General features: G+C 59.9%; 11 protein-coding genes. 5 read left to right on the top strand and 6 right to left on the bottom strand.

The window, feature by feature from the left end; genetic code table 11:
- Positions 1–112 precede the first annotated feature (112 nt).
- The 3 genes from RQ865_RS07475 (at position 113) to RQ865_RS07465 (ending at position 3231) form a co-directional block, all read left to right on the top strand.
- The gene (locus RQ865_RS07475) at positions 113–1582 is read left to right on the top strand and encodes an APC family permease (RefSeq protein ID WP_311478563.1); all 1470 of its coding nucleotides are present in this window, start codon (positions 113–115) and stop codon (positions 1580–1582) included.
- Positions 1583–1694: 112 nt separating this feature from the next.
- Positions 1695–2504 (top strand): GntR family transcriptional regulator, encoded by an 810-nt coding sequence (locus RQ865_RS07470; RefSeq protein WP_311478561.1) that lies wholly within the window; start codon positions 1695–1697, stop codon positions 2502–2504.
- A gap of 1 nt (position 2505) precedes the next feature.
- Positions 2506–3231, top strand: coding sequence for a cache domain-containing protein (locus tag RQ865_RS07465; protein ID WP_311478559.1), 726 nt, complete (start codon positions 2506–2508; stop codon positions 3229–3231).
- Here RQ865_RS07465 and RQ865_RS07460 read toward each other — a convergent pair.
- The 5 genes from RQ865_RS07460 to RQ865_RS07440 all read right to left on the bottom strand — a co-directional run bounded on the left by RQ865_RS07460 (position 3221) and on the right by RQ865_RS07440 (position 8240).
- Positions 3221–4024 carry a gamma-glutamyl-gamma-aminobutyrate hydrolase family protein gene (locus RQ865_RS07460; protein ID WP_311478558.1) on the bottom strand — a complete coding sequence of 268 codons (804 nt, stop codon included), beginning with the start codon at positions 4022–4024 and terminating at the stop codon, positions 3221–3223. The genes RQ865_RS07465 and RQ865_RS07460 overlap by 11 nt on opposite strands.
- A complete protein-coding gene (locus RQ865_RS07455) occupies positions 4021–4731 on the bottom strand; it encodes a gamma-glutamyl-gamma-aminobutyrate hydrolase family protein (protein ID WP_311478557.1) in 711 nt (236 codons plus the stop codon). The genes RQ865_RS07460 and RQ865_RS07455 overlap by 4 nt, the downstream gene beginning before the upstream one ends.
- A complete protein-coding gene (locus RQ865_RS07450; RefSeq protein WP_311478555.1) occupies positions 4732–5466 on the bottom strand; it encodes an ABC transporter substrate-binding protein in 735 nt (244 codons plus the stop codon). It lies immediately after the preceding gene.
- Complete coding sequence (locus RQ865_RS07445; RefSeq protein WP_311478553.1) at positions 5463–6956, bottom strand: glutamine synthetase family protein; 1494 nt, start codon at positions 6954–6956, stop codon at positions 5463–5465. Before RQ865_RS07445 ends, RQ865_RS07450 begins: the two co-directional genes overlap by 4 nt.
- A gap of 75 nt (positions 6957–7031) precedes the next feature.
- A complete protein-coding gene (locus tag RQ865_RS07440) occupies positions 7032–8240 on the bottom strand; it encodes a cytochrome P450 (RefSeq protein WP_311478551.1) in 1209 nt (402 codons plus the stop codon).
- Between the two features lie 285 nt (positions 8241–8525).
- Here RQ865_RS07440 and RQ865_RS07435 point away from each other — a divergent pair, with 285 nt between their 5' ends.
- Positions 8526–9800: an FAD-dependent oxidoreductase gene (locus tag RQ865_RS07435; RefSeq protein ID WP_311478550.1), complete on the top strand. Its 1275-nt coding sequence runs from the start codon at positions 8526–8528 to the stop codon at positions 9798–9800.
- Positions 9801–9833: 33 nt separating this feature from the next.
- Entirely contained in the window at positions 9834–10283 is a 450-nt protein-coding gene (locus tag RQ865_RS07430; RefSeq protein ID WP_311478549.1) for a flavodoxin domain-containing protein, read from the top strand.
- 158 nt (positions 10284–10441) lie between these two features.
- Here RQ865_RS07430 and RQ865_RS07425 read toward each other — a convergent pair whose 3' ends face one another.
- Positions 10442–12016, bottom strand: coding sequence for an APC family permease (locus tag RQ865_RS07425; RefSeq protein ID WP_311478548.1), 1575 nt, complete (start codon positions 12014–12016; stop codon positions 10442–10444).
- Positions 12017–12147 lie beyond the last annotated feature (131 nt).

Genomic DNA, 12147 nt, shown 5'->3' with positions numbered 1-12147 from the left:
TCGCATCCTAGAGCAACATCACAATAATGTTGCGCGACTGTCAGCATATTGCTAGGTTCTACCCAAGTAACGCTCAGTTATTCATTCATCTATGACAGATCGCGAGACAAAGATGTCCACATCTCCCTCGAAGTCAGCAGCACCGGCGTCAGACACGCACGGCAATAACCCCGGCTTCAAACGTTCGCTCGGTGCTCTCAGCACCCTGACCCTCGGCGTCGGCGCCATGGTCGGTTTCGGCTGGGTAACCCTGGTCGGCGACTGGATCACCAGCGCCGGTTCGTTCGGCGCCGCCGGAGCGTTTCTCATCGGTGGTCTGATGATGGCCATCGTGGCGCTCGTCTACTCCGAGCTCGTGGCCGCGATGCCGAAGGCCGGTGGTGAGCACAACTACATCATGCGCGCGCTCGGGCCGCGTTGGTCGTTCATCGGTTCGTGGGCAATTACCGGTGGTTATGCGACCGTGGTGGCCTTTGAAGCCGTGGCTCTCCCCCGAGCTATTGGGTACGTTGTTGACCTCGAGCACATCCACCTGTGGACCATTAACGAATCCGAGGTGTACCTCATCTGGGCGCTGGTGGGGTCGATCATGGCGATCGTGATCACCATCATCAACATCCTCGGCGTGAAGGTCGCCGGTGGTTTCCAGATGTTCGTGGTGCTGTTCCTGTTCGCCATCGGCGCGCTGCAGCTCATCGGTGCTTTCACCGGCGGCAGCCCCGCCAACCTTGAACCGATGTTCGTCAACGGCCAGGTCGGGTTCTTCGCGGTGCTCGTGGTTGTGCCGTTCATGTTCGTCGGGTTCGACGTTATTCCGCAGACCGCCGAAGAAGTGAACCTTCCGCCGCGCAAGGTTGGCCGCATCTCGTTCATCTCGGTAACGATCGCCGCGGTTTGGTACATCCTCATCGTGCTCACCGTTTCGCTGGCACTCGACGATGCGGCACTTGCCGAGTCGAACCTCCCCGCGGCTGATGCCATGGGCGCATTGTTCGGCAACCAGTTCTTCGCCAACCTGATGGTGGCTGCCGGTATCGCCGGTATTCTCACCTCGTGGAACTCACTGCAGATGGGTGCCTCGCGACTCATCTACTCGCTCGCACAGTCGGGCATGCTGCCGCGCTGGCTCGGCACGCTGCACCCGCGCACCCGCACCCCTGTCAACGCACTGCTGGTGCTCGGTGGTATCGCCACGATCGCGCCGTTCTTCGGTTCGAAGGCTCTCGGTTGGATCGTGGATGCAGGCTCGCCCATGATCGTGATCGCCTACCTGATCGTGTCGATTTCGTTCGTGATCCTGCGCCGCCGCGAACCCAACATGGAGCGTCCGCTGCGCATCGGTGGTAGCGGCAACTTCGGTATCGTGATCGGTGTGGCATCGGCGCTCATCACCGCGTTCCTCACCGCCCTCTACCTGCCGTTCATGCCGGCACAGCTGGGCATCGAGCCCTGGGTGGTGTTCGGTCTGTGGTGGCTTGCCGGTCTGATCTTCTTCGTCGGTATCCCCGGCGGCGTGAAGCCCGGTGCGAACGCTGAAGAAGAGCTGATCCGCATCGTCGAGGCAAAGCGACGTAAACAGTAGCGTCTGGGCGTGGTTATTGTGGGGCCGTGAAATTTTCACGGCCCCACAAGCTATTTGTAGAGTGATGTGAGACCAGGCTTTCGATTCGCAGCCAAAGATTTGAGGGAACGCAGTGGGTACAGAGCTTGATCCGGCGCACCCGCCAACAGCAGCCATCAAGCTGCCCACCGCGAGCGGCGCGCTCGACCAGCACATCTACCGTGCCCTTCCCGCAGTAGACCGGGTGGAAGCGGTCGTAAGCCGACTGCACGACTCCATCGCAATCGGTATCATTCAAACTGGCGATCGACTACCGAGCGAAGCCGAAATGTCAGAATCTTTCGGTGTCTCACCTGCCACGCTTCGCGAAGCACTCGCGCAGCTTCGCGACCGGGGGCTCGTCGAGACGCGTCGGGGCCGAAACGGCGGAACATTCGTGGTTGACACGCCGGTCTCGTCGCGCGACGCGGTATCCGCAAAACTCGACACCTATTCGGTCGCTGACCTCCGAGATATCGGCGACCAACGCAGCGCTATCAGCGGTATGTGCGCCAGGCTCGCCGCCACACGCAGCAGCGAAGACAATTGCGAACGGCTCCGCCACCTGGCTGATGAACTGCGGCATGCAGTCTCAACCGATCAGCAGGCGCGAGTGCACAGCCGTTTCTGGCTCGAACTCACCGTAGCCGCGCAGTCACGGCGCCTACTCGCGCTTGAGCTGCCGCTGCAACTCGAGATCGCTGATCTACTCTGGACCCCAATATCGAGACAGCGCAACATCGAAGCGATCTCCGATTCGCTGCACCAGATAATCGATGCCATCGAAGCCCGCGATGGGGATGCCGCAGAGTCGCGCACTATCGAACGAATCCAGCAAGACTCATACCACTTGATCGACGAAAAACTCACGCTGGCAATGACGCACAGCGCCGAAGGGAATTAATGTGACCGATCTGACACAAAACTCGCAGCTCCAACGCCTGCAAGCCGTGCTCGCAGACACCGTGAACGCTGTTCACAACGACCTGATTGAGCTCGCCGAGAGTTACCGTGGCATGATCACCCTGCAAAAACCGGGATACCGGGTGGCGCCTTTTTCGCCCGAACAGATTGCGGCCCTGCGCGCACTGAGCGAACAGTTCTTGGCCCGCCACCCAATCACTGATGGCGCCGGGTTCGTTTTCAACCCCGACCGAATGATCGCATCCGATCAAATCTGTCAGTGGTGGGTGCACGGTAGCGAGGGGATCGAGCCATACGGATTCGTTTACGACCCAAAATCTCCCCAGTACTACGATTTCAAACCGCTGCCCTGGTACTCGGTGCCAGCCAGTAGCGGCCAACCCAAGTTTGCGGGGCCCTATATCGACTTCCTCGGTGTTGATGGTTTCATCGTCACATTTAGCCAGCCGCTGATCGTCGCGGAGAGGTTTATCGGAGTCGCGACCGCAGACATCCCGGTGGCAAAAATCGAGCGGCTCTTTTTCGAGCATGTCAGCAACATCCCGGCCATCATGGCGTTGACCAACACTGCCGGACGCATTATTGCGGTGAACTCTTCACAGTTCATGCCCGGCAACAACGCCACCCTGGAAAAGGATGACACCGTGGTCAGTATCCCGACCACGGTGCCAACCATGAACCTCGTCATCCGCGAGATCAGAGACTAGGCACGGCTGCGCGCCGCCGCTTCACCTCATCAATAACCGCCGCGAAGATCGCGGCACGGTCGTCAGGCGGGCCAGCCGGATCTTCCGGATGCCACTGCACACCGACGATCCACCGTTTGTCGGTGCGCATCGTCCCCTCGATGACACCATCCGGTGCTCGCGCAATAACTTTGAGGTGGTCTCCCACCCTGTCGACCGCCTGATGATGGCCATTACGCACCGTGAGGTTCTCTCTTCCGGGGTAGATCTCACCCAGGGGACTTTGCACATCGATATTCACGACATCGTCAATGAACATCGGTTCGCCCGGTAGACCTCGATGCTCGCCATCGGGGAGGTTGGGGATGAGCGAGCCGCCACTTGCCACGTTCAACAGCTGTGATCCCCGGCAGATTGCAAGCATCGTTTGATCAGCCGCAACCGCCTCAGCAATGACGCGCAGCTGGCGGCTATCCGAACGCGGGTCGACCCCATACTCGTTCGGCACCGGGCCATCATGCCCATAGCGAGTAGCCTCAACGTCTCCCCCGCCGAGCATGATCACCGCGTCCGCAGACACAATGCTTTGGTAATCCGGCTCCGCATCGTCGGTCACATCGATGAAGGTAAAGTCGGCGCCTAGATCTGCCAGCTGCTGCAGGGCCGTACGCGTGAACGACAGAAGGAGTTCATAGGTTCCCTCGTCCTGGTCGGGCAGGTTGAGCTGCCCGACCACGGCGATGTTCACTCCCGCGCTCCCATCAGACGGAGGGTTCGGCAGTACGTCCTCGAGTGCAATTGTCCAGTCGCTCATCGGCCCTCCCGCCTCGCACGTGCTCGAGCAACGACCCAGTCGAAAAGCTGCTGATCGACTGCAAGTCGATTCGCGCGATCTTCGGGGTGCCACTGCACGGCCACAATATCCAGGTCGAGATCTTCCACTGCTTCGACAGTGCCGTCGGTTGAACGGCCCACAACTCGCAGCCCTTTTCCGAGCTCGCCGATTGCCTGGTGGTGGTAACTCGATACCTCCACCTCAGTAAGCCCCTCGAGCGCTGCTGCGAGCCGACTCGTTGGCTTGATAGCGACACCGTGTTCGGAGCCGACGTGATTAATCGGCTCTTCGGGAAGGTGTTGGATGAGCGTGCCACCGCGTTCAACGTTCCACAGCTGCAGGCCTCGACAGATCAGCAGCGCGGGGATGCCACGGGTCTCAGCGGCGCTAATAGCCGCAGCATCCGCGTCGTCTTGCTGATCGAAGTCGGTAGCCCAGTCGTGCTCGTCTGCGATCGCCCCATAACGAGCCGGGTTCACGTCGGCACCCCCGGGCACCACCAGACCGTCGATCTCATCCCACGCCGAAAAAGGATGATGTGGAGAGAAAACGATGGGCTGCCCGCCGGCCCGAGCAATCGCATCGAGCACTGCGTTCGCAACGACCGTTCCCGAGTAGCGAAGTCCCTGGATCTTGCTAGACGACATCGCCGGGACCGCGATCAGTGGTTTCTGTTCGGCAACCATTTAGCTTGGTCTTCCGTTGAAAAGCGGCTCGGCAGGGTACGGCAATTGCGGCATCCATTTCTGCCACACCTTTTCAAGCCGGCCATCGGCAATCACTCGCCCCAAAGCCGCATCCAGTTCGGCCAGGAGCTCGGGATTGTCTTTGGCGACCCCAACACCCCAGGGGTTGCGAGTTTCAGCGGTGAACGCCAGGTCGAACTCTGGTTCATCTCCGAGCGGCACTGTCACGACATCATCATCGACCATGGCGTCAACTGTGCCGTTACGCACCGCTTCAATCATCTCGCCAAACACATCGTCTGATGAGGCAAATGGCACGAGTTCTACGCCCGGGAAGGTTTCCGCCAGCCGCATATTGGCGCTATTTGCGATGGCGGCGACGCGGTAGCCGGCCAGGTCTTCGGGGCTGCGCGCCGGGTCGCCGGCTCGTACCAGCACCGACTCATTGAACACCGCGTAGGGGCGCGTGAAGTTGACCTGTTGCTGACGTGAGGGAATTATTCCCTGACCACACCACACCGCATCAACCTCGTGGCGCTGCACCGCTGGGAGCATCTGGTCCCACGGCATTATGCACCAAACCAGTTTGAGTCCGAGCTCGGCAGCTACGAGTGCAGCAGCCTCGGGTTCATATCCGGTTCGAGTCTTACCGCCGTCTGTTGAAAGATCAAACAGCGGCGCTGCGGCCGAATCGATGCATGCGAGCCGCAGTTCGCCATCCTGAATTCGACTCACGGGATCGCCTGCCAATACTGGTCGAACTCCCACTGCGAGACGGTGCCGCAGTACTGGGCCCACTCGTTTGACTTCATTTCGAGGAACACCTCGGCCATGTCGTCGGGGAGGTGACGCGACGCGAAGTCGTTCTCGCGGAACGCATCAACAGCTTCACCAAGAGTGCGCGGCAGCGCCGGGCCAGCCTCACCAGCAGCCGGCGGTTCAATCCGGTTGCCGATGCCATCGGCCATGGCGGCGGTGATCAGCGCGTGCGAAAGATAGGGGTTCACCGAGGCATCGGGAACTCGGATTTCAGCGCGACCGTTCGCAGAAATACGAATCATCGAGGCACGGTCGTCAAGCCCCCAGTCGGCGCGCGCCGGTGCAAACTGGCCGGGGTCCCAGAACCGCTTGTACGAGTTCACGGTGGAGGCAAACACCAGCATCATCGACGGAGCGTGCTTGAGTACGCCACCGATTGCCCAGCGGCCAAGCTGCGACAGGTGCAGTTCTGAGACGCCGGGGATAGCGAAGATGTTTTCGCCGTCCTTGTCCCACAGTGAGACGTTGTGGTGGCAGCCGGCACCCATTTCACCGAGGAACGGCTTGGGCATGAATGAGGCCTCAACACCGAACTCGCGCGCCACTTGCGAACAAATCTGCCGGTAGGTAACCAGGCGGTCGGCCGTGAGCTCAATATCGTCGAACATCCAGTTGAGCTCGATCTGACCGCGGTCTTCGTAGTCACCCTCGATCATGTTGAACCCGAGGGCTGTGGCGTATTCGTGGACGCGCTTGTAGATCGGGCGCATACCCTCGAGGTATTCCACCTGGTAGGCGGGGTTGTATCCGGGAATGAGCTTGGGCGCAATGGATTCACCAACCCACACCATCTCGGGTTCAGTACCCGACTTCATGGTGTAGCCAAAAACTTCTTGCATGAGTGCGTGCGTGCGCTTCATGTTGGCGCGCGCATCGAGCGCATTCGGACGCCCACCCACTGTGGTGAGGTGCTCTGGTTCATAGGCGGTAACGAAGATACGACCAACCTGGGTGTCCCAGGGCAGTGCGTCGAAGGTTTCCGGTTCGGGCATGCCGAGAAACTCTTTGGAGTGAATATCAGCACCGATCGGGTTACCAAACACATCGTTCTGGAAATCCATGAGAGCGTTGCGAGTGAACTTCACGCCGTTCTCAAGGTTGCGAACAATGTGCTTCGCCGGAACCATCTTGGCGACAGTGCGCGAGCGCAGCGTCGGCAGCTGGTAGTAGATGTATTCCACTCCCGAGCGCTCGATCTTCTCTTTCAGCGCCTCGACGGTGTCGTTTTCGAGATTCGCCTCGCGGCGACGGTTCAGGGCGTTGTTGTCGCGAAGCGCCTCGTCGATGCGTTCGCGGTAAACATCGGCCATATTGTCACCGCCGATGTGAAGCGCCTGCGTCTGGAGTTTCTCGACGAACGGATCTTTCACCGAGGTGAGATCACCGGGGGTTTCAATGGTGGTCATGATTGATCACTACTCCCTTGTAGTTGAGCCGGTTGGCCGGCCTTCCAATTGCGGTCTAGATGAAAGTTTGTTGGGTTACTGACGCTTCTCGAATGTGATGGGCAGCTTGACCGGGCCGGTGTTGCCCGAGTCTGGCAGCCATTCATCACCGCCGGGACAGTCGAGATTCTTCAGCCGGGATGCGAGCACCGGCAGCGCGGCACTCATATCAGCACGCGCGATGTAGTGCCCGAGGCAGTGGTGAATGCCGCCACCGAAAGTGAAGTGCGGCTTGCGATCGGTTGCGGTGATGTCGATGCCTGCATCCGGGTAGGCCTCCGGGTCGTTCCCAGAGGTATAGGTGAACAGGTGCACTGTCGTACCAGCGGTGAACTGGTGCCCCTGATATTCGAAATCTTCAACCACCTCTCGAGTGACCCAACGGGTGGTGGGGTTGACGCGCAGCGCCTCCTCGAGCGCTGCTGTGGCGAGGCTGGGGTCGGCAGCAAGCTTTTCCCACTCTTCGGGATTGCGGATGAACGTTTGCATCGCCAGGCCCAGCTGGTTACGAGTGGTGTCCATGCCACCGAACAACATCAGCACGATCGCGTTGCGCAGCTCTTCGGGGCTGAGCTTGTCGCCCGACTCGCTGAATTGCACGAGTCGCGAAATCACATCTTTACCGGGCTTGGCAATGCGTTCTTGGATGAGTTCTTCAACGAAGTCGTACAGTTCTTCGACTGCGGCGTCGATGCGCTCGATATCTTCTTTAACGGTGATGCTCAGGGCGTAGCCAATGGTGTTGGCGTGGCGAGCAATGAACGGCCAGTGTTCGTGTGGCAGGCCCAGCATGATGCACAGTGCCCGCGTCGCAAACGGCTCTGCGAAATCTGCGACGAACTCACATTCGCCACGGTCAGCAAACTCGTCGACGAGTTCTTCGGCAACGGCGGTGAACTCGGGGGTGAGTCGCGCCGCTGCTGAGGGCGAGAAGGCCGGGTTCAGCAGCCGCCGGATGCGGTGGTGCTCATCACCTTCGAGCACGAGGAGGTTTTTGCTCCACCAATCGTAGAAGATTCCCGAGTGCACTCCGTGGTGGTCTGGCCATTTGGCGCTGCCCTGTGAGAGCTTGGGGCTCTTGAGCAGCTCGGCTACTTCGGCGTAGCGCAGTACGGCGTATCCGTAGTTTGTCTTTGCCAACCATGAGCGCTCACGCGCATCGCGAACCTGCTCTGACGACATCGAGAACGACGGATCGGCGATGTCGAAATATGGCAAGTCTTGGTGGGTCACGCTGGTGGTCATCAGTTTTCCCTTCCTACCGGCCCACTGCTCGACACTGAGCAGCTGCAGGTAAACCTCCTTTGGTGAATGTATAAAATCACACTCACCTCAGAAGCGCAAGCCTGGTGAGCATCCACCTCAATCCCGCATAAACACGCGCTTCTAGGCCATTTGGCAGCACGAACACTTGCCTGACATCGAAAATTAGGTAATGTTTGTCGAGTAGAACTTAAGTTTCACAATCGACGTTGCAGCGTCGCAACCGCTTGTGAAAACACGTTAAACAACCACTGAGAAAGGATTCTCATGAGTGGCCAGACTCCCCGCCATATCGCGATTGTTGGCAGCGGCCCCAGTGGCTGCTTCGTTGCTCAGGCACTTAAGCGTCAGTGGCCCGACGCAGACATCACCATCTTTGACCGGCTCGCCGCACCCTATGGGCTCATTCGCTATGGCGTAGCCGCCGACCACCAGCACACCAAGTCGATTACTCGCCAGTTCGACCGCGCCTTCCAGGCTGGCGACTACCGCTTCGCGGGCAATGTTGAGGTGGGCGCCGACGTCACGCTCGATGAGCTGCGCGACGCCTTCGACCTGGTCATACTCGCCACAGGACGCTGGCGCGACCGGATGCTGTCGGTGCCTGGCTCACGACTTGCGGGGGTAATCGCCTCGGGCGACATCATCAACGCACTCAACTCGGTACCGCGACCGGCACTGCCCATGCCCGAAATTGGTAAGCGTGTCGTGGTCGTCGGCGCCGGCAACGTCGCCATCGACATGGTGCGCTTCCTCATCAAGGATGGGTCGGACTATGACGGCAGCGATGTCAACCCGGTCGCGCTCGAACAGTACCTGAGCGAACCGGCCACCGACATCACCGTGCTCAGCCGCTCGCCAATCGCCACCGCAAAAGCCGATGTGGCGATGATTCGCGAACTGGCGAAGGTGGCGGGTGTGAAGTTCAGCTATGCGAACAGCTCCCCCGCCACTGATGACAACCAGCTGGGTAAGAAGCGTGAGGCAGCCTTCGCGCAGCTCGCCGAGCTCGAGGTCGACCAGCCGCGCGCGCACGTCCACTTCATCTTCGGTGCCGACCCAGCTCGCGTACTCGGCACCACTCACGTCACCGGCATCCAGCTTGCCGCCGCACCCGCCGGCCAAGCCAGCGAAATTGAAGCCGACACCATCATCTCGGCGATTGGCTTCGACGTGAATGCCCCCGGACACTGGCACTACGCCACCGATATCGATTTCTCGCCGAGTGATCTCGGCTTCATCGAGCCGGGCCTGTACCGCTCGGGCTGGCTCAAGCGCGGCCCGGTCGGCGCCATCCCCGCAAACCGCGCCGACTCGGTCGATGTCGCCAAAGAGATCATCCGTGATTTCGACGAGGGCAAACTGCCAATCGACGCCGAAAAGCGTGGCTTTGCCGCCCTGCCCGAGTCGGTGCACGAACGAGCCGTAAGCTACGCCGAGTGGCAGCGAATCGATGCCGCTGAGCAAGAGGCAGCCGCGCCCAACCGCATCCGAAAGAAGTTCCCCGACCACGAATCAATGGTGCGCGCAGCGAAGCGCTAACCACCGTCATTCCATATCACGAAAGAGAATCACATGGACATCACCGTTCTGTATGGCACCGAGTCTGGCAATAGCGAGCTGATCGCACAGGATCTGAACGACAAGCTCACCGAAGAGGGGCACGCCTCAGAAGTGTTCGACCTGCAAGATTTTGAACCGAGCAGCTTTACCAACGACCGCTTCTACATCGTCGTTTGTTCGACGCATGGCGAGGGCGAACTGCCGAACACCGCGCAACCGTTCTACGAGAAGTTCGCCGAGTTCGACGGCGACCTCAGCGGCGTGCGCTACGCCATGTTTGGCCTGGGCGACACGTTCTATGAGGAGACCTACAGCCAGGGCAGCGAGATTATTGACCGCCGACTTGCTGAGCTGGGCGCGACGCGAGTTGGCGAGTATGGTCGCCACGATGCTTCATCGTGGGATCTGCCGAGCGATGTCGCACTCGAGTGGCTTCCGGGTGTGCTTGAAGCTGCACAGTAAACAAGGTCAGTCTGGGGCCGCCGCGCGAAAGCCGGCGGCCCCGCTGTTTTCCCGCATCGGCGCTAAATTGGCCCCGTTCGACGAGGTCGCTCTGCAATACGCAGGGTTTTTCGTCGAACGGGGCCAATTGTTGTCGGGGCTGTCTCCTGATCGGCGCGTTAGCGCTGGCGTTGGTTGTCGGGATAGATATGCGGTCTACCGCCATCAAGTCGCACTGCGAGGTCGACAATCTCTTCCGACTGCGCAATAGGGGTGGCGTAGTAGGTGTTCACCACACCGGTGGATGCATCTCCGGCAGGGCCGGTGCTGCGCAGGTGCGGTTTCGCCCCAAACAGGTAGCCAATGCCGATCAGTAGCACGATTGCGGCCACGATCGCCACGAGCCAGGCCTGGTACCACGGCACATCGGCCGCCGGCTGCAACAGCAGCACCATGGCGAACACCTGGTAGCTGAGCGCAGCAAACGAAACCACCCAGCCGAGGTTCCCCATCGAGAAGTCACCCTTCGGGCGCCATCCCTTGAAGCGGGCGCGGATTGACGAAACCACAACCGACGAGAACGCCAGATAGATACCAAACGCCGCGAACGAGATGATCGCCAGCAGTGCATCGGCGCTCAGTAGCGAGATGATCACCACGATTGCGGGCAACACACCCGCCGTGAGCAGCGCGTAGGGTGGCACGGCGCGACGGCGGTTGAACTTGGCGAGCAGCGCGTAGCCGGGCAACCCCTTGTCGCGACCCATCGAGTAGATCAGGCGTGAGGCGGCTGCCTGCAACGAAATTGTGCACGACAGGTACGACACCAGCACGATGATCATCACGATCGAGAACCCGACCGGACCGAAGATGTCGAGGAACAGTGCCCCGACCGGATCGGTGGCGGTGCCGGCGATCACTGCCTGATGGTCGGGAATTGCCAGGATGAGGCCGAGCGCGATAAACATCGAGGCAATACCGCCCACGTAGATGGTCATGCGCATCGCCTTGGGAATCACGCTGCTCGGGTTGTGAACCTCTTCAGCAACGTCACCGTTGGCCTCGAAACCGTAGTAGAGGTAGATACCGAAGATTGCCGCGCCGATGAACGCGGTCGCAAACGGCATTGACTCTTGCATGTCGGCCGGACGCAAATCTTGGAACAGAATCGACAGGTCGTGCTTGCGAGCACCGATCAACAGCCACGCGCCGATGAAGACAGTGGCGATGATCTCGACGACGAAACCGGCGAAGGCCACATTGGCCAAGAACTTGGTGCCACCAAAGTTCACCAGCGTGGCCAATAGCAGGATGCCCAGGGCCAGCAACACGTTGATCTGCGGCGTGTTTTCGATACGGAATAGCGCGCTGAGGAAGGGGCCGGCACCGTAGGCAACCGAGGCGATGGTGGCGTTAATGGCGATCATGTAGGTCCAGCCACTGAGCCAGCCCCACTTCGGCCCCCAGAGTCGACGGTTCCACGGATAAATACCGCCAGCAATGGGGTATTGCGAAACCACTTCGCCGAAAACCAGCGCCACGAGCAACTGCCCAACACCGGCGATCACCAGCATCCAAAAGGCCGGCGGTCCGGCGATTGCTAGTGAAGCCGCAATCGTTGTGTAAACACCCACCACTGGCGATAGATAGGTGAACCCGAGGGCAAGGTTGCCCCAAAAACCCATATCTCGCTTGAACTCGCTAGCGGTTTCAGCCGTGTTTGTCACGTCTACCGACGTCACGTTCTGAGTCATTCGTCGTCCTTAACGTCAATACAGCAGTGCCGGTCTCATCTTTGAGCCCACAGCGATGCACAACTGCGAGAAATATACTAATGAAGTCGGAGGTATACGCAACTCTTGACGCATCAGTCATGCAAATATCT

This window comes from uncultured Gulosibacter sp., from assembly GCF_963509965.1.
GTDB lineage: Bacteria > Actinomycetota > Actinomycetes > Actinomycetales > Microbacteriaceae > Gulosibacter.
The sequence above is the reverse complement of the archived record's forward strand: the minus strand, read 5'-3'. Positions and strand labels throughout refer to the sequence as shown.

Excerpts from the sequence above, each read along its gene's own strand:
- RQ865_RS07455 (WP_311478557.1), bottom strand. The coding sequence starts at position 4,731 with ATGGTTGCCGAACAGAAACCACTGATCGCGGTCCCGGCGATGTCGTCT.
- RQ865_RS07445 (WP_311478553.1), bottom strand. The coding sequence starts at position 6,956 with ATGACCACCATTGAAACCCCCGGTGATCTCACCTCGGTGAAAGATCCG.
- RQ865_RS07460 (WP_311478558.1), bottom strand. The coding sequence starts at position 4,024 with ATGAGCGACTGGACAATTGCACTCGAGGACGTACTGCCGAACCCTCCG.
- RQ865_RS07440 (WP_311478551.1), bottom strand. The coding sequence starts at position 8,240 with ATGACCACCAGCGTGACCCACCAAGACTTGCCATATTTCGACATCGCC.
- RQ865_RS07435 (WP_311478550.1), top strand. The coding sequence starts at position 8,526 with ATGAGTGGCCAGACTCCCCGCCATATCGCGATTGTTGGCAGCGGCCCC.
- RQ865_RS07430 (WP_311478549.1), top strand. The coding sequence starts at position 9,834 with ATGGACATCACCGTTCTGTATGGCACCGAGTCTGGCAATAGCGAGCTG.
- RQ865_RS07475 (WP_311478563.1), top strand. The coding sequence starts at position 113 with ATGTCCACATCTCCCTCGAAGTCAGCAGCACCGGCGTCAGACACGCAC.
- RQ865_RS07425 (WP_311478548.1), bottom strand. The coding sequence starts at position 12,016 with ATGACTCAGAACGTGACGTCGGTAGACGTGACAAACACGGCTGAAACC.